We start from the raw sequence: 18,018 nt of genomic DNA, 5'->3' as shown, positions 1-18,018 counted from the left end.
TGAGAGTGGGTTCCAAGATGCGTCTTGCGACTCACTCAAGACGGGAAAAACCAGCGAGCTGATTCTAAAACCCATCTTACGACCCACTTTCCTCTGTTTACCATCCAAGTGGGTTTTAACATTCATTAAGTGAAGAGACACCCTTTAAAAATCACTCTCCAGACCGATTATTCTTACTTTAATTATATGTTAAACTGAATGCACTAAAAGGAGGAGCACTTATGAACCCTACATACCAGCAGCTTCAGATCGAACTGAAAAGACTGGAAAAGGAAAAACAGGAACAGCTTGAGGCAAAGATTTATCTCGACCGGATGACTGCTCTATTTCTCGAAGCCCGCGAAGACTTCCAGGCGCTGAGTGAACAGGTCCAGGATACAGAAAGAAGACTGAATGTTCTCAAGCATGAGCTGTCACTGTCTGATGATTCATTCAGGGAGAAACTGACTCAGGAACACCAGAAACGGCTGGAACTGAAGGATCAGATCAAGGAAATAAACGAAGCATATAAAGCCGGCCAAACCGTTCTGGACAGGCTCGATGCCACGCTCGACAAGCTTGATTCAGCCGATTCCATGGCCACCTGGGATCTGTTTTCAGACGGCTTGTTCACTGACCTGATTAAATACAACAAAATCGATCAGGCAGAAAAAGAACTGACCCACCTTGAGACGGCCATCGACCGATACAAGAAGGAACTGAAGGATGTTCAGATGGAAACAGATCTGACTTACGAGGAACTCGGTGAAATGCACCGCTTCTTTGATATTTTCTTCGATAATATCTTTTCTGACTGGAGTACGAAAGAAACCATCGGTCGAAACATCGATATGCTCAACGAACTCTACTACGAAGTCCAAGATATCCAGAAGACCCTTCAGAACAACCACCGTTCAGTCACAGCTGAAATCGAAGAGTCCGAATACTACTATTAAGAAAATCTTTGGTGAACATTCTACGTATCGCGAAAGTCAGCACCTTTTCTACATTAAATCCCGTCTGCTTCACAGAAAAACTTCTGGGACACAGACGGGATCATTTTGTATGATGCTTACTGGTGAATACTGTTATTCTTGTAAATTCGTTAATAAAAAATCAGTCATCAAGAGATAGAATGATCTTTCCTAAGTTTTCATTGTCTTCCATCTGACGGTGCGCCTCTGGCAGGTCACTGAAAGGTACAACCGAATGAATGACCGGTGCGAGCCTTCCCTCTTCAAATAGAGGCAGACAGGCTTCAGAAAATTCTCTGGTCAGTTCAGCTTTATACTCATCGCTTCTAGGGGTGAGCAGTGTACCTTTTAAAGCGATCCTCTTTTTCATCAGCTTCCCTAGAGAGACAGATTCAACTGTTGAGCCGCCTAATGTTCCGATCAGGATCCACCGTGCATCGACTGCACAGCTGGCTAAGTTCTTTTCCCAGTATGATGCCCCAACGAAATCCAGGATGACATCCACGCCATGCTCACTTGTCTGCTGCAGAACGACTTCATCGAAAGCTTCTTTCTTGTAATTGATTTCAATGCTCGCGCCAAGTTCTCTGGCCAGTTCAAGTTTTTCAGGCTGACCGGCTGTTGCTACAACTGCTGCTTCACTGAGGTAACGAGCGAGCTGAATCGCTGCAGTGCCTACCCCGCTTCCAGCAGCGTGGATAAGTACTTTTTCATGCTGTTTCAGTTCTCCGAGCCAGTAAAGGGTCTGATAGGCAGTCATGAACACCTCGGGTATTGCGGCGGCTTCGTCAAAGGTCAGGGATTCAGGGATCACCATAGCTCGATCGGCCGGCATGGTCACATACTCGGCGTATCCCCCATGATTAACCAGCCCCATGACCCGTGTGCCTTCTGTTAAGTGGGTATGCGCCGCGTGGTTTTCGGCTACTACTCCGCTGACTTCCACACCCAGAATGGGATAAGGTTTTTCAAGAGCTGTATTCTGCCTCGTTAGCGTATCCGTACGGTTGATTCCGGCTGCCTTTACCTCTATAAGAATTTCCCCTTCGGCCGGTACAGGCCTTTCTTTTTCAACTTGAGTCAGCTGATCTCTTCCCCCAGGTTTGTTGATTGTCCATGCTTTCATCTATCTTGTTCCCCTTTCTACGCATCTGTTAAATACTTGTCTTTATCAATGCACGCCTGGATTTGATGAATTGATTTCAAATGCTCCATCACCTTCATTAAGTATAAGGCCTTTCCTCATCTATCCTCAGTTATCTGTGAATAATTACTGCCCCACCAGATTCTATATTTACTCAGTTCATCGACAGTCTCTTCCTTTATCTTATCATGTTTACACTGTTTTCGTGAGCCCGTACCTCTCTCATTGAATACCTATATAATAATTGCCGTCCCAGTTTTTTTGTTTGACTGTGATGTGAGTACATGTCTAACACATTACAGCTTTAAAGCCTTACTATTGACAAAAAGTAAGAAGTTGGTATACTTACTATATAATATCTCGAATTCGTAATAAAAAAAGGAGCACTATTCATGAAAAAAACAGCTGGTATACATCATATTACAGCCATTGTTGGGCATCCACAGGAAAATACTGACTTCTATTCTTCCATACTTGGGCTGCGACTGGTCAAAAAAACAGTGAATTTCGATGATCCGCAGACGTATCATCTCTATTTTGGAAACGGGACAGCTGAACCCGGTACGATCATCACCTTCTTCCCTTGGACGAGTGGCGCTCAGGGACAGATCGGCGGCGGACAAGTCGGTGTCACATCCTATGCCGTTCCTCCAGAAAGTTTTTCTTTCTGGGAAAATCGTCTGAAAGAAAAAGGCATCACTGTTCATAAAACGACACGCTTCAATGAAACTGTCCTTCAGTTTGAAGATGTCCATGGTCTACAGCTTGAACTAGTCGAACGCGAAGCCGGTTCACACAACACCTGGTCCAGCGATGGTCTTTCTCCAGAAGTGGCAATTAAAGGGTTCGCTGGCGCTGTACTGTTCTCCACTAATCCGGAAGCGACTATTGAAACGCTGACTGGAACAATGGGACTCAATCAATTAACTGAAGAAGATAACGTGGTACGTCTGACAACTGAAGGGCCATCAGGTCATACCATCGATGTCCCACTAGAAGCTTATTCATTAGGAGACATGGGCATCGGAACTGTTCATCATATTGCCTGGCGTGCATCTGATGAAACCGATCATCTAGAGTGGCAGAAACATGTGAGAGAAAAAGGGTATCAGGTCACAGAAGTCAAGGATAGAAACTACTTCAAGGCTCTTTATTTCAGAGAATATGGTAAACTGCTGTTTGAGATCGCAACGGATACTCCCGGCTTTACTGCAGATGAACCACTGGACAGTCTCGGTGAGTCATTGAAGCTGCCTGAACAATATGAAAAGCATAGAGATGAGCTTAAGCGTGTGCTTCCGCTGTTAAACTAATTTTAAGCTAAAACAATCTAAAGGAGAGAGAGAGAAATGAAACACATTTTTAATAAAGGAACCGACTCAACTGACCTGACTTTACTGCTGCTGCACGGCACTGGAGGATCAGAACGCGACCTGCTTCCACTTGCAGACGTGATTGATCCTGACGCAAATGTATTGAGTGTACTTGGAAACATCAATGAAAACGGCATGGCTCGTTTCTTTAAACGACTTGGTCCTGGAGTATTCGATGAGGACGACCTTAAGTTTCAGACGAAAGAACTGAACAGCTTTCTAGACAAAGCTGCTGAAGATTACGGCTTTGACCGTAAGAAAGTAGTGGCTGTAGGTTATTCCAATGGCGCAAACATTGCCGGAAGCCTGCTTTTCCATTACAGTGATGCACTTGCCGGAGCAATCCTTCATCATCCGATGGTTCCTTTAAGAGGACTTGATCTTCCGGACCTGACTGGCCTTCCTGTCTTCATCGGGGCCGGTACAAATGATCCGATCTGCCCGCCGGAAGAATCAACCGAACTGGAAAATCTGTTATCCGAAGCAGGAGCTGAAGTGACCATTCACTGGGAAAACTATGGTCACCAGCTGACCTCAACAGAAGTTCAAGCAGCATCAGAATGGTTTGCTGAACAAAAAAATCGCCTGGATTAACAGGCGATTTTTTCTTTGTCTATTGACATGACCTGGATCAGTTCGCCACCTGCGATAATTCCGCTCCATTCGATGAGAAAGTGACTTCTGGTCACTTTCATCCTATTAGTCATGTTATGTAATTAGCTATTATTTCAGCTCTACTTGCAGTTTGCTTCTTAAAATCAGTCATTACTACAGTTAAATAAGCCTTTAATTACAGTTAAAGAGTAAATATGATACTTAATCTTTCACTATGCGTTTTCTAGTCGTAGCTTATTTTTTTATATGACTCTTTGATGTCGCTAGACGGTCTCTAGCTGTATTATATTTCCGAACGTGCCTGTGAAATGCGTTTAGACGGCTTCTAGTTATAGTTTATTCTCTTATGCACTTCTTTAATCTCACTAGATGGCCTCTAGCTGTAGTATATTTCACTACTTGGCTGTTAGCTGCCATTAGATAGTCACTAGTTATAGTTTATATCCTTATGACCCTATAAAATGTCGCTAGCTCCCTTTCGGATGTATCGATTTGACCCTTAATGGGGCAATTCGGATTCTTCTTCTGAGGCAGCTTCGTTATTTGCTTCTTCCATTAGTTCTCGCGCTACACTGTCAAACAATCCTCGGTCATCTTCCATATGTTCCGGGAATGTACTTATATCATCCATATACTCGAATTCATCCGTTGAATTGAAACTGAACATAACCGTTCCCCCGTTTCCGTAATCGTCTTTCCAGTTAATACTGCCTTGCTCACCAGCTGCCATGACGTTAGTGCTTGCTACTTCAACTGTATCCGGCAATGGGTCGTCCTCGACATAAGTCGCTTGATCCAGTACTTTACCGCCCACAACTACGAAAAAAAACAGTCCTATAACTAGCAGCACTACCCCTGCTGTAATGGCGAGAAATATCGATACTTTTTTACGCATGATGTAAACTCCCCTTCTGGTTTCATTATTTTAATTTCATTACCTTATTCGTTCCCAGCTCCCCTTGAATAGTATTAATCAGTTTACTGGAATAGTTCACGTGTTCTGGAAAATCACTTTCACGGTTATTAATATAACTTTATTATTTATGTTAACAGAAAACGAAACTGTACCTTCTTGATAGTCACCATTTACTGAAGTGAAATAATAACACTTTATATGTTAGCCAATGAGGAAAAAGATAACATCATCGAATTGGTTAAATCCAAATGATTTTTTAATTATCAAGTGTGGTCGTGCAGGAAATGACTTTGGGGCCAGCTTTACCATCCAAATCGATAGGCTGAAAGACTATATCAATGGACTGGATATTGAATGGGAGGTCGACGAGTCGTGCCTTATCCCTTCAAGAATCAGTTTAAACGTATATTGACACAATTTAGCCTGCTGCTGTATATCCTTGTAGTTGAAAACTGATGTTTCACCAATAAATTCAAAAATATTCAGCAGGATGACTGCTGTGTCCTTGACGTTCAGATCCTTTCTAAATTCTCCAGAAGAAATACCATTACTTAAAATAGAGGTTATAATGGACAGCTCTTCGTCGATAACTTTAGCAACTCTAGCATCAATCTTCTCGTCTCCCGAATATTGATCAGCAAATTCGTATAAAGATCGTGTGAGTGGCTTTTTCATTTCTCTTATTCCCATATCTACCCATAATTTCAACTTTTCAAGGGCCGATCTTTTTCCTTGAGATAACTTCATCCATTCAAGCTGTTCTTCTTTGACTGAATGAAGAACACAGGACAAGAACAAGTCTTCTTTATTCTTAAAATGATAATATATCGTTCCTTTACTTATTTTCGTTTCATTCTGAATTTCTCTCATAGAAGTGGACTTGAACCCTCTTCTTTCAAACACTTTTTGAGCCTCTTTGAGAATAAACGCTCTTGTCTCATCACTATTTTTATCTGCAGGTCTTCCCATCTTTGTCACTCCAGTAATCTCAGTTTGTAATAATTGACCGACTGTCCGATTATTGTTATGATTGTATCATAGTTATTGTTTTTTTACACTAAATCGGACAACCGTCCGAAAATATTATAATGAGGTGAGATAATGAATAAAATGAATAAACCAGTAGTGATTATCGGAGGAGGTACCGGAGGCCTTGCCATGGCTTTGTTTCTAGAAAAAGCAGACATCAAATCTGAAGTATTCGAACAGGCACCGGCCTTTACCAAAGCGGGAGCGAGTTATCTTGTTCATGCTAAAGGCGTTCATGTAATCAGCGAGCTCGGATTGGAAGATGAGTTGACTCAAGTCAGCCATCCTCTGACCGAATACAGATTAAAAGACAGTGACGGATCAGATATGTTGGATAGTGACGCGCTGCGAGTCGATCCCTCATCAGATGATTCATTTATTTATATTGCCCGACATGAATTAGTTAATATTCTTTATGAAGAAACTAAACGTAAAGGAATTACTGTCCATTTTTCGAAGAAACTGACAAATTTGGAGCAGACAAAAGATTCTGTCACCGCATACTTTGACGACGGAACAGAATACGAAGGCGACTTGCTGATCGGTGCAGACGGAATTCACTCCAGGACAAGAGAGCTCATCTTTCCGCACGAATATCTTAGATATAATAATAAATGGGCAGTATTCGGTATGGCTTCTGAAGGAGACCTTGAAGAAGCCAGCATGTTCTTGGAGCAGGAGCACATATCATCCTATTTTAAAGATAATTTCAATTTTACAATATCCAAACACCATCCTACGGCTGAAGAACGCCTATCATGGATTTTCATTGAACTTCAGGACCGAAAGAAACCTAAAAGTGAACTTGAATATAAACCCGTAGACGAATTCAAACAAGACCTTGCAGATCGTTTTAAGGACTTTAAAGAACCTATATCAGAACTAATTCAGAACAGTGGCACGTTTTTCCCTACTAATGTTTTTAACATTGGGTCTCTGGAGAGATTCTCAAAAGGCAGAGTGGCTCTTATAGGTGATGCTTTACAGACAACCGATCCCTTATCAGGGCTGGGTGCCTCTCTAAGCCTTGAAGATGCCTTATATCTGGCTAAAATGATAAGAGATCATGTAGATCACGAAGATGCATTTTATTATTACGAGTATGACCGAAAAGATAGTGTACGAAAAATCCATGACAAGACTTTAGAAATGGAACAGTCAATTTCTAAAGATTTAGATCACTTTATAGACTCTACTGGTGAAGATCAGCTGAAAAGTATATTATTGGACTTACCTAAAGTCTATTGGAAATAATATAAAACATGTCTAAAAGCTCATTAAAAACAAGCCATCACCTTATGACTTAATAGTTGTAACGTGATGGCTTGATATTGTTTTAAAACAAGTATATTCTTCGTCTTGTCAACATACTTGCAAAAAGTAAGTGATTGCCGGATAATAGAGAATGAGTCTATTGACAAAGGAGTACGTTTAAATGAAAAAAGTAATTATTCTGCATGAAAATATGGACTGGACTAAACACTTGATCAGACGTCTGGAAGAACTGGATGTTCCTTATGACGAATGGGACTTGTCAGACGGCATGATCGATATACAAGATCTGCCTGAAGACGCGGTCTACTACAACCGGATGAGTGCCTCTTCTCATACGAGAGGTCACCGTTATGCACCGGAACTGACTGATCAGATTCTGATCTGGCTTGAACAGAAAGGTGCCCGAGTCATTAACGGGACTGGCGCGCTCTCTCTTGAGGTCAGCAAGCTTAAACAGTATCTTGCACTTCAGGCCAGTGGGATCAGAACACCTTATACGATCGGTGCGGTCGGAAAAGATAACATCATCAAGGCTGCTGAAAAGCTGAATGAGTTTCCATTTATCATTAAGCACAACCGGGCTGGTAAAGGGCTTGGTGTCCAGCTTCTCTATACAATGGACGAACTGAAGGAGTACATCAATGGGCCCGATTTTGAAGATTCAATTGACGGACTGAGCCTGATCCAGCAGTATATCCGTTCAGAAGACGGCCACATCATTCGCTCGGAATTTGTCGGACGTGAATACGTTTATGCCGTGAAAGTTGATTCGAGCGACGGCTTTGAGTTGTGTCCGGCCGATGCCTGCCAGATCGGACCTGACGGACAGCTGATTCAGGAAGAGAGCAAGTTCAAGATCATCGACCGTCTGTCGGAAGATCAGATCGAACGCTACACGCATTTTCTGAATGCTCAGAATATCGATGTCGCTGCACTGGAGTTCATTATCGATGAGAAAGGCGACGTCTACACTTACGACGTCAATACGAACACTAACTACAATGAAGATGCCGAAAAAGAAGCCGGTCAGTTTGCTATGCTTGAACTGGCTAAGTATCTGAAAAACGAACTGGATGCAATTTAAGACTGCATTTAAATAAATCGGATAAAATGAAACGGGCCGTCTCGATAAGAGGCAGCCCGTTTTTATTTTACCTGATAATATTCTTAGGATTTCCTTCGATGAAAGCCAAGGTGTTATCAAAAGCTATATGCGCCCGCTGAACCATTGCCTCATCTGTCAGATAGGCCACATGAGGCGTCAGCACCGCATTTTTTGCCTTAAGCAGAGGATAATCTTGTGGAAGTGGCGGTTCCATATCGAAGACATCGATGCCCGCTCCGCTGATCTCATCCTTGTTCAGAAGATCAGCCAGTGCGCCATTGTCGACGATCGGTCCTCTGGCACAATTGATCAGAATAGCTGATGATTTCATTAAAGACAGTTTTTCTGAAGACACGAGTCCTTTTGTTTCGTCGGTCACCGGTAGATGAAGGGAAAGGATGTCACTCTCCTTAAAGACCTCGTCAAGCGATTTGTAGACAAGTCCCAGCTCCTTAGCTTCCTCTTTTTCTGTTCGACTGTAACCGATCAGGTCTGCTCCGAAGGCTTTGAACAGCTGAGCCGTTTTCAAACCGATGTTGCCTGTACCTATAATACCGACTGTCTTCCCGCGGATTTCTCTCCCTTGAATCATGCCAGGGAAATCTACTGATCTGACATCCTCATTCCCCTTTGAGATTGCCCGGTAGACATCCAGAGTCAATCCGATGACCAGCTCTGCCACAGACTGATCTGAGTAGCCTGCTGCATTAGCTATACTGATACCTTTTCGGTCAGCCGCTTTTTTCCCTACATGATCCACTCCAGTGAAAGCAACGTTGATCAACTGGGTCTTGTCCAAGGCATCGACCACTTCTTCCGGGAAGGGGTTGTTTCCGATCATGACGATGTCCGCATCTCTGCTTCGTTCGATCAGTTCACCTGTATCTGTAGTCTTCTCGTTATAGTAGATGAACTCATGACCCTTGTCTTTAATGGGCTGAGCCAGCTGTTCAATCAGTGTTTCAGGGACACGCAGCGGTTCAATCAGTGCAATTTTCATTTATACATCCACTCCAATTCCTGTTTATCTCTTCTACTATATCATCCGACAAGAAAAAAAGGGAGCCAGCGTGAATTTTTTAAATTAATTTCTACTTTTATATTACTAATTGTTTCCTAATATAGTATACTAGTCAGACCATCCTTTTTAGGAGAAAAAATAGAAGTCTTTAAAGGACAAAATTTAGGGGAGGAATTTATTATGAAAAAGATGCATTCACTTAAGTTCGGGCTGGTCCCGAAATTGCTTCTGGCTATTCTACTGGGGATTATTTTGGGTCAGATCCAGTTCATACCTGACTTTATTCTGCAGATCCCAGTCACTGTATCAAGTCTGTTCAGCAGTCTGCTGTCTTTCATTATTCCATTGATGATCGTAGGTTATGTGGTCAAAGGGATTTCAGATATCTCACAAGGGGCAGGAAAGCTTTTAGGTCTTAATGCCTTGCTTGCCTATTCATCGACTCTGATCGGTGGGTTCATCGCTTATTTCCTAGCGTCTTCACTCTTTCCGCTCTTTATCGATGCGTCGGTGAGAAACACTGTACAGGAAGAGACAGCTGCCTTGGAACCATTATTTACTTTGCCGCTCGAACCATTATTCGGTGTTACATCGGCCATCGTCTTCGCTTTTCTATTCGGCATATTTATTTCATGGCTGCGTGAAGATGGCAAAGGAGAAACCATGTACCAGTTCTTTAATGATTTCGGGGAAATCATTACACTAATTTTGAAAACTGTCATTATTCCGCTTCTACCCGTTTATATATTCGGTAACTTTCTAAATCTAAGTTACACTGGTACGGTCTTTTCATTACTATCCGTATTCTGGCGTGTCTTCTTGATCGTGATTGCTCTCCAGCTGCTTCTTATTACGATCATGTTCGTACTGGCAGCCCTATACACTGGGAAAAATCCTCTCACACTTATGAGAAATCAGATTCCCGCCTATTTCACTGCCTTAGGGACGCAGTCATCGGCCGCAACTATTCCAGTCAATATGGAATGTGCACGTAAAAATGGAGTATCCAGAGAAATTCGTGAATTCGTCATTCCCTTGAGCGCCACAATCCACCTCATGGGAAGCATCGTGACCATCACGTCTTGTGTGACAGCTGTACTACTGATGTTTGACATGCCGTTTGGGTTCGGTATGATGGCCAGTTTCATTGCCACTCTAGGAGTTGCCATGGTTGCCGCTCCGGGGGCACCGGGGGGAGCTATCATGAGTGCCCTGCCATTCGTCTATATGGTCGGCATCGATCCGACGGGTACTCTGGGCAACCTGCTGATTACACTTTATATCACTCAGGACAGTTTCGGCACAGCCGCAAACGTTTCGGGTGACAATGCGATCGCTTTGATCATTGACAAAGTATATGCCACATACTTCCTTAAAGACGTCCCTGCTGTACAAGATGATGTAGTTCCAGAAGTATCAGAACTGTAAAGATTTTACTAATGATGGGAACCCAGCATATAGCTATTGGGTTCCCTTTTTTTATATCCAGATGCGCCGTGCCGTACTGATCAATAACTAATCAACTTAAAAATATTTAACAGACACAGGCTCATCTCTCAGTAACTGTCGGGGCGGTTGAATGCCTCATAAGTTGTGTTTATGAGGCATTCATACCTGTTTTAGTTAGACGAATGCCTCATATCACAGAGTTATGAGCGATTCGCTGCTCTTTTACTATGCTGAACACCTCATATACGACTAATATGAGGTGTTCGCCTGATTATTCCAGGCTCTGCACGCAGCCAGTCCCGGTATTTAGCCCATCTCATCTGCTGAAGTAACGAAAAGACACTGGCCGGCGGGCCAGTGTCTTCCTCTTCATCTTTTATTAGTGCGTGAATTGCTTTATTTTTCCATTGCCTCGATCAGTCGTTCTGCACTTTGCTTGCCGGAGCGGATAGCTCCTTCCATAAAGTGAGGGAACTGCGGGGCCAGTTCAGTGCTGGCAAACACAGCGTGTTCAAAAGGTACGCCCAAAAAGTCATCTGCATCCTCGTTGCCTTCAGTGTGCACCATCGCACCGTATCCCCCACCGGTGTACGGCGAGTCGACCCAGATGCTTTCTTCTATATCTTGATAGCCTTCTGCCTCTTCCCCAAAGACATCAATCAGGCGATCCAGAGCGAAATTCTCTCTGACCTGTGGGGGAACTTTGACCAGATCTTTGGCCTTGTCTCCACCAATAAACATCGTCAGACGGTTTTCATCTTCACCAGTAGACGAGTCCATGACATTGACGCCTTCGTTTCCAACATAAATGACACCGAATACCTTCTTCTCTTTTCCACCAACTTTATGATGTCTCCAGAAATCTTCGTCGTACAGGAAAGTCAGTTTGATGACTGAGCCATCCAGAAAGCTGTCCAGGGCTTCACGGAAGTGGTTTTGAAGAGATTCCGGCATGTCGATACGGTTGGCCACGGTCGGTGGAATCGCCAGTATAAGTGCACGTCCCTCAAACGTATTCCCGTGTTCAGTTTTAATCTGATAGGTCTCTTCGATTTTATCGATTGAAATTACCGGCTCGTGATAATGGATCGCATCACCCAATTGACCTGTCAAATGAGTAATCACATTATTCAAGGGACCGCTGGCCTGATATTTAAGCTCACTTTCTCGCGTCGTGATCCGGCTGATCATTTTTCTTGCCGCTTTGGCATTGATATAGTCACTGCTTACAGTCGTTTCAGCAGCAATGTAACTCTTCAGCATTTTCTGTTCCCACTTGCCTTCTATCGACTCGCTTAAAACTGTTGATAGCCGTGAGTGTTCTTCAAGTTCATAATCATTCAGCAGCTCCTGATTTTCAGTTATGCTGAATTTGATCGCTTTCTTGTTTTTCTCGTTGATAACGATCGACTCATCTGCCAGGCGCGTGTCTTTCAGTTCCATGCCGGCTCCCTCGATCAGGCTGATTATTTCTGTCATATCCTTGTTGACAAACTGAGCCCCTTTTTCATAGAATCGTTTGCCATCTTCAGAAAACTCGGTATAGACCTTTCCGCCTGCGCGGTCGCTGGCTTCGAGCACTTTAAATGAAAAGCCATGTTCCTTCACTTTTACTGCGGCAGATAACCCTGCCAATCCGGCTCCGACGATCACTACATCGACCGGTTCATTTTTATATCTGTACATAACCTGTCCTCCTGAAAGGCTTCCCTTACCTTTTTATTTTCGTTTAAACACATGATGAGTCAGATATTTTTCTATTTCTACTACGATAAAGACAATCAGTCCAAGCCCAAGAGGGAATAGCCAGTAGAACGCTTCTATCGGATATAACCCGAGGGCCTTGCTTAAAAACGGCACATAGGTGACAGCTAGCTGAAACAGGATAAGCAGAGCCGAAACAATAAAGGCTGCCTTATTATCAAAGAAATGCCTGTTCAAGCTGAAATGCCGCTCATTTCTCACATTGAAAAGATGGAACAGCTGAGCGAATACGATTGCATGCAGCGTCACTGTGTTGACATGGGCAAGTGAATAGGTCTGCTGGAGCTGTCCGTTCATCCACATTACGCTCCCGCCTATCAACAGCGATACAAACAGGATACGGAAAATGTAGTATGGACTCAGCAGCTGTTCATTTGCTTTTCTGGGCGGTTTTGACATGCTGCCTTCTTCAAGGGGTTCAAATGCTAAGGCGAGTGCTACAGTGACAGCTGTCACCATATTCACGTATAGAATCTGAACGGGTGTCAGCGGCATATCAAGGCCAAGAAGCAGGGCACCCATCACCAGAAAGGCTTCCGCTCCGTTCGTCGGCAGAATGAACAGGATGGTTTTCTTCAAGTTGTCATAGACGCGCCGCCCTTCACTGACTGCATTGACAATTGTCGAGAAGTTATCATCCACCAGGACCATTTCGGATGCTTCTTTTGCCACCTCTGTTCCTTTGATTCCCATTGCTACTCCGATATCCGCCCGCTTGAGCGCCGGAGCATCATTCACACCATCTCCCGTCATCGCACTAATGTGGCCGTTTGCTTGAAGCGCTTCGACCAGCTGAAGCTTGTTGTTCGGACTGGTCCGGGCAAAGACATCAGACTGACTGACGGCTTGCTTTATTTCTTCTTCATTCATGTGATCCAGTTCGCGACCTTCGATCACATCGTCATGATCAGTAATCCCCATCTGCTTGGCGATCGCCAGGGCTGTTTCTCTATGATCACCTGTAATCATTTTGATCTGAATACCTGCTTCTTTACAAACGCGAACAGCCTCGATGGCCTCTTCCCGGGGCGGGTCCATAATACCGGTCAGCCCTAACAGGGTCAGGCCGCTCGATACATCCTCATGATCAATATCCGTCAGACTGCTGTCGACTTCTTTGACTGCCGCAGCGATGACGCGTTCGCCTTTTCTCGACCGGTATCTGACCTGCTCTTCCCAGTAGGCCCGTTCCTCACACTCTTCTTCAAGGTCAGACATATCCAGCAGTCGATCGGGGGCACCTTTAAGATAAATCTTTTTCTGTCCCTCTTCTTCCACTAATCCAGCCATGTACTTATATTCTGAATCAAATGGAATTTTAGATATAAGGTCCAGTGGCTCACAGTTTTGATCGGCTTTTTTAGCCAAAGTAATCAGACAGCCTTCCGTCGGATCCCCTCTGACGATCCACTGCCCTTCTTCTTCCTGTATTTCTGCATCGTTTACTGTCATCATGGCAGTCAGAAGTAATCTCAGATCCCCTTTGACGTCAGCTGGCTTGCCAGTTTTCTCTTCAATCAGTTCACCTTCAGGCTTGTAGCCCGTGCCGGTTACATTAATAAGTTTATCACGGGTAATGACTGATTTCACTGTCATTTCATTTTTTGTCAAAGTACCTGTCTTATCAGAACAGATCACCGTGACCGCTCCGAGCGTTTCAACTGACGGCAAAGTCCTCATGATTGCTTTCTTGTCTGCCATCGTCTGAACACCCAGGGCCAGGATGATCGTCAGAATGGCCGGCAGTCCTTCGGGTATAGCCGCCACTGTCAATCCAATTACAGACAGAAGCAGTTCTCCCCAATCGTAATCATGAATGAGCAATCCGAAGCCGAACAATACAAGAGCAAGAACCAGAATGACAATCGAAATCATTTTACCGAATGTATCGATCTGCTGGAGGAGAGGCGTCTTCATATCCTCTACTTCTTTCATGCTTCGGTTAATCTGACCGATTTCAGTATCCTCTCCTGTTGCGACGACTATTCCTCTAGCTGTTCCTGAAGAAATGGAGGTTCCTGAAAAGACCATGTTCGTCCGGTCTCCAAGGACTGTTTCTTCTGGCAATGCGGCTGTCTGTTTTTCGACTGAGGCTGATTCACCAGTCAATGGACTTTCTTCTGCTTTCAAACGCTCAGCCTGATAGATCCTCACATCAGCCGGAACTTTGTCTCCGGCTTTCAGAAGAACGATATCGCCGGGCACAAGGTGTTCTGAATCGATTTCTTCCCTGTTCCCTTCCCTTAATACAGTAGCCTGAAGTGACAGAAGATTACGGATACCCTCCAGCGCTTTTTCGGCTTTGTTCTCCTGAATATAACCGATCACAGCATTTATGACTGCGACAAGAAGTATAACGGCTGTGTCGATGTAGTGGCCTAAAATCAGTGTGACTAAAGCCGCTACCAGCAGAATATAAATCAGAATATCGTTGAAATGACTCACGAACTTCTTCCATTCGGGTGTGACCGCCTTCTCTGGCAGCGTGTTGGACCCGAATGCCTCCCGTTGCTTATTGACAGCCGAAGGCGACAGCCCATGCTGCTTGTCGGTGCCCAAAGACTCCGTGATGGATTCTACAGTCAGGTGGTGCCATTTATTTTCAATAGACATAACACTCTCCTCCCCATTGTCAGTTTCCTGAACGGATTCGACCTGTTACCTATCTATTCTAAATTATCTATTCTCTTAACTATAGAATACCACAGAACGGCATTCTATGGTTCTTTCATTAATTCCAGTATTGCTGTTTTCTACAGGGAAAATCCGATCAGTTCTCCTTTATTTCAGAAAGGTGTACAGTTTTATTTCAAAAAACTTATGTTCACTCACTCTTAGTAAGGCCAGGCCTGGAGGTCAAGCCTTATAATTGAAGTTTTGACACGTGTGGAGTACCCTTTACAGTAACGAGGCTTTTAATCGCTATCAAATAAAAATCAGATTTTACAGGAGGAATTCATCATGGATTTAGGGATAAAAAACAAGGTTGCACTGATCACAGGAGCCGCTGCCGGCATCGGAAAAGAAACGGCCCGCTTGTTTCTGGCAGAAGGCGTGACTGTCGTACTGACTGACATCAATGAAGAGAAACTGAATGAAACCATAGACTGGCTTGATTCTGAAGCCACCCTCTATTCCTACCCGGCAGATATCACAAATACAGACGATCTGAAAGCTTTACATGATTACATAAAAGAGGAGGTCGGAGAGATCGATATTCTAGTGCAGAATGCTGGAACGGTCGGTGTCCAGGGACTCTTCCATGAAATCGATGACGCTGGCTGGGTACAGACGATCGAAGATGATCTGCTTGGACCGGTACGTGTCGTCCGGGAATTCCTGCCTGATTTAAGAAGCAAGGGCTGGGGACGCATTGTTTTCATTTCATCGGAAAACGGACTTCAGCCATACAAAGATGAACTGCCATACGACTGTTCCAAAGCAGGCATTCTGGCTTTTTCAAAGGGATTGTCCAGAACCTATGCTACAGAGGGACTGCTCGTCAACACTGTCTCTCCAGCTTTTATTGAAACCCCAATGACCGATAAGATGATGGAAAAACGGTCCGAGAAACTGGGTGTCTCATTTGAAGAAGCCATTGAGTCCTTCCTTGACGAGGAACGCCCGCATATTGAACTGAAGCGTCGCGGAAAAGTTGAAGAGGTGGCTCCAGTGATTCTATTCTTATGTTCAGATAAAGCATCTTTTGTAAATGGATCCAATTACCGCGTCGATGGTGGTTCAGTAGCAACAATATAACACTAAACGATAAAGGAGAATGCACACATGACTCAAGATTCAGTAAAACATTTTGATTATCTAATGGTCGGTGGAGGAACAGTAGCAGGGTTTGCTGCCGAGGGAATCCGAGAAGTTGATAAAGATGGAACGATTGGTATTATTTCTTCAGAAAATGATTCACCTTATACTAGACCTGCTCTAACTAAAAAAATATGGACAGATGATGACTTTACAGAAGAAGATGTTCCCTTTCATACCGAAGAGACAGGTGCAGAGATTTTTCTTCAGACTACTGCTGTCTCTATAGATAAAGAAAACAAAGCCGTTCGGACCAGTGATGGCCATACATTCAGTTACGGAAAATTGCTTCTAGCAACTGGTGGACAGCCACAACGAATCGAGGGGCCCGATGATTCTCGCGTGCTTGCGTTCAGAACATTCGATGACTATCGCACTTTAAGAAGTATTTCAGGTTCTGGCAATCATGTTATAGTCGTTGGAGGTAGTTATATTGGTACTGAACTAGCAGCTAACCTTGCACTGAATAACACCAAGGTCACTTTTATTTATCCACAGGATACACTTAGTGACAATCGTTTGCCTAAAGAACTAGCCGAAGAATACGAGAACACGTATAAAAACCATGGCATCAAGCTGATTAGTGGAACTCGAGCTGAATCTTACGATAAAGATGGTGACGACCTAGTAGTGGCTCTTGATAACGGTGAGAAAGTGTATGGAGATGCAATTGTATTAGGTATTGGTGTCAAGCCTTTACTAGAGCTTGCAGAAGAATCGGGTCTTGAAGTTGATGAAGGGGTAGTAACTGACACATACCTTAGAACATCTGATCCAGACATATTCACTGCAGGAGATATTGCCTACTACCCAGACCCAATTCTTGGACGAAATCGTATTGAACATGTGGACCATGCTCGTAAATCTGGAACTACTGCAGGAAAAAATATGGCTGGTGCTCAGGAGCCTTATGACTATACCCCTTATTTTTATTCAATGGTCTTTGATATTTCTTGGAAAGCAATCGGTACGCTAGATCCCGAGCTTGATTATTACATTGACGAAGTGGATGGCGGCAAGGTCGTCTACTATCTTGAAGACAATAAACCCGTCGGCATCCTGACTTGGAATGTGGAGCCGGATCTTGATGAAGTCAGGAATGTTTTAAGTAATCCCCCTGAATCAAAAGATGCACTAAAAGGACTAATTAGAGAAAAAGAAGACAGTGAATAATTAAAATAAAAGCACTATCCATATAGTGTATCTGTTGAACTACCCCCACTTTCGCTCACGCTTAGAAGTGGGAGATTCCTGGGAACAAAGTAGACTTGACACACTTGTTTAATAGAGTATCAGCGGTTGCTTTTATTTACCAGGCTACCCCCGTAGTCCCTACGGTTGGAGTGTGTTAGACAAACTGTAGTATTTTAATGCCTTCGTTTAATATATTGATACTTGCATTGATATCTCTGTCATGATGCGCTTTGCATTCTGGGCAGATCCACTCTCTGATATGCAGATGTTTCTTCCCGGCGTTATGCCCACAAGACGAGCACAGTTGACTGGAAGGATACCACTGACTGACTTTAACTAGAGAGCGGTTATGCCACTCCGC

Annotated in this window: 15 protein-coding genes; 8 read left to right on the top strand and 7 right to left on the bottom strand. The window is 43.8% G+C overall.

The annotated features are described in order from the left end of the window. Positions 1 to 221: 221 nt before the first annotated feature. Complete coding sequence (locus tag BLR76_RS03690) at positions 222 to 935, top strand: coiled-coil domain-containing protein (RefSeq protein ID WP_091265596.1); 714 nt, start codon at positions 222 to 224, stop codon at positions 933 to 935. 160 nt (positions 936 to 1,095) lie between these two features. On the opposite strand, the gene BLR76_RS03685 is transcribed toward BLR76_RS03690, so the two are convergent. Then, positions 1,096 to 2,079, bottom strand: a complete 984-nt coding sequence (locus BLR76_RS03685) for an NAD(P)H-quinone oxidoreductase (RefSeq protein WP_091265593.1) — start codon at positions 2,077 to 2,079, stop codon at positions 1,096 to 1,098. Positions 2,080 to 2,489: 410 nt separating this feature from the next. Between BLR76_RS03685 and BLR76_RS03680 the strand changes: the two genes are divergently transcribed. Together BLR76_RS03680 and BLR76_RS03675 are read left to right on the top strand one after the other, a co-directional pair. Continuing rightward, positions 2,490 to 3,410: a VOC family protein gene (locus BLR76_RS03680; RefSeq protein ID WP_091265590.1), complete on the top strand. Its 921-nt coding sequence runs from the start codon at positions 2,490 to 2,492 to the stop codon at positions 3,408 to 3,410. Between the two features lie 36 nt (positions 3,411 to 3,446). Next, positions 3,447 to 4,064: an alpha/beta hydrolase gene (locus BLR76_RS03675; protein ID WP_091265587.1), complete on the top strand. Its 618-nt coding sequence runs from the start codon at positions 3,447 to 3,449 to the stop codon at positions 4,062 to 4,064. Between the two features lie 520 nt (positions 4,065 to 4,584). On the opposite strand, the gene BLR76_RS03670 is transcribed toward BLR76_RS03675, so the two are convergent. Both BLR76_RS03670 and BLR76_RS03665 read right to left on the bottom strand, forming a co-directional pair. Continuing rightward, positions 4,585 to 4,980 (bottom strand): hypothetical protein, encoded by a 396-nt coding sequence (locus tag BLR76_RS03670; protein WP_091265585.1) that lies wholly within the window; start codon positions 4,978 to 4,980, stop codon positions 4,585 to 4,587. 351 nt (positions 4,981 to 5,331) lie between these two features. Next, a complete protein-coding gene (locus BLR76_RS03665) occupies positions 5,332 to 5,970 on the bottom strand; it encodes a TetR/AcrR family transcriptional regulator (RefSeq protein WP_091265583.1) in 639 nt (212 codons plus the stop codon). Positions 5,971 to 6,102: 132 nt separating this feature from the next. On the opposite strand from BLR76_RS03665, the gene BLR76_RS03660 reads away from it, so the two are divergent. Together BLR76_RS03660 and BLR76_RS03655 are read left to right on the top strand one after the other, a co-directional pair. Further along, the gene (locus tag BLR76_RS03660) at positions 6,103 to 7,284 is read left to right on the top strand and encodes an FAD-dependent oxidoreductase (RefSeq protein ID WP_091265580.1); all 1,182 of its coding nucleotides are present in this window, start codon (positions 6,103 to 6,105) and stop codon (positions 7,282 to 7,284) included. Between the two features lie 181 nt (positions 7,285 to 7,465). After that, positions 7,466 to 8,389: an ATP-grasp domain-containing protein gene (locus BLR76_RS03655; RefSeq protein WP_091265579.1), complete on the top strand. Its 924-nt coding sequence runs from the start codon at positions 7,466 to 7,468 to the stop codon at positions 8,387 to 8,389. Positions 8,390 to 8,456: 67 nt separating this feature from the next. On the opposite strand, the gene BLR76_RS03650 is transcribed toward BLR76_RS03655, so the two are convergent. After that, entirely contained in the window at positions 8,457 to 9,410 is a 954-nt protein-coding gene (locus BLR76_RS03650; RefSeq protein ID WP_091265576.1) for a 2-hydroxyacid dehydrogenase, read from the bottom strand. A gap of 210 nt (positions 9,411 to 9,620) precedes the next feature. Here BLR76_RS03650 and BLR76_RS03645 point away from each other — a divergent pair, with 210 nt between their 5' ends. Then, entirely contained in the window at positions 9,621 to 10,859 is a 1,239-nt protein-coding gene (locus BLR76_RS03645) for a dicarboxylate/amino acid:cation symporter (RefSeq protein WP_091265697.1), read from the top strand. A gap of 417 nt (positions 10,860 to 11,276) precedes the next feature. Here the strand turns inward: BLR76_RS03645 and BLR76_RS03640 are convergent, their stop codons facing one another. Beyond that, positions 11,277 to 12,566: a flavin monoamine oxidase family protein gene (locus BLR76_RS03640; protein WP_091265575.1), complete on the bottom strand. Its 1,290-nt coding sequence runs from the start codon at positions 12,564 to 12,566 to the stop codon at positions 11,277 to 11,279. A gap of 33 nt (positions 12,567 to 12,599) precedes the next feature. Further along, positions 12,600 to 15,257 carry a cation-transporting P-type ATPase gene (locus tag BLR76_RS03635; RefSeq protein WP_091265572.1) on the bottom strand — a complete coding sequence of 886 codons (2,658 nt, stop codon included), beginning with the start codon at positions 15,255 to 15,257 and terminating at the stop codon, positions 12,600 to 12,602. Between the two features lie 348 nt (positions 15,258 to 15,605). Between BLR76_RS03635 and BLR76_RS03630 the strand changes: the two genes are divergently transcribed. Together BLR76_RS03630 and BLR76_RS03625 are read left to right on the top strand one after the other, a co-directional pair. After that, positions 15,606 to 16,403, top strand: a complete 798-nt coding sequence (locus BLR76_RS03630; RefSeq protein ID WP_091265567.1) for an SDR family NAD(P)-dependent oxidoreductase — start codon at positions 15,606 to 15,608, stop codon at positions 16,401 to 16,403. Between the two features lie 27 nt (positions 16,404 to 16,430). Further along, complete coding sequence (locus BLR76_RS03625) at positions 16,431 to 17,636, top strand: NAD(P)/FAD-dependent oxidoreductase (RefSeq protein WP_091265564.1); 1,206 nt, start codon at positions 16,431 to 16,433, stop codon at positions 17,634 to 17,636. A 175-nt stretch (positions 17,637 to 17,811) separates the two neighbouring features. Here BLR76_RS03625 and BLR76_RS03620 read toward each other — a convergent pair. Next, positions 17,812 to 18,018, bottom strand: a 207-nt coding sequence (locus tag BLR76_RS03620; RefSeq protein WP_143009181.1) for a zinc ribbon domain-containing protein, incomplete at its 5' end; no start/stop codon positions are given.

Origin of the sequence: Alkalibacterium thalassium, assembly GCF_900101165.1 — a bacterium.
In the GTDB taxonomy this organism is placed as follows: domain Bacteria; phylum Bacillota; class Bacilli; order Lactobacillales; family Carnobacteriaceae_A; genus Alkalibacterium; species Alkalibacterium indicireducens.
Note: the sequence above shows the minus strand (reverse complement) of the source record. Positions and strands in the feature narration are given on the sequence as shown.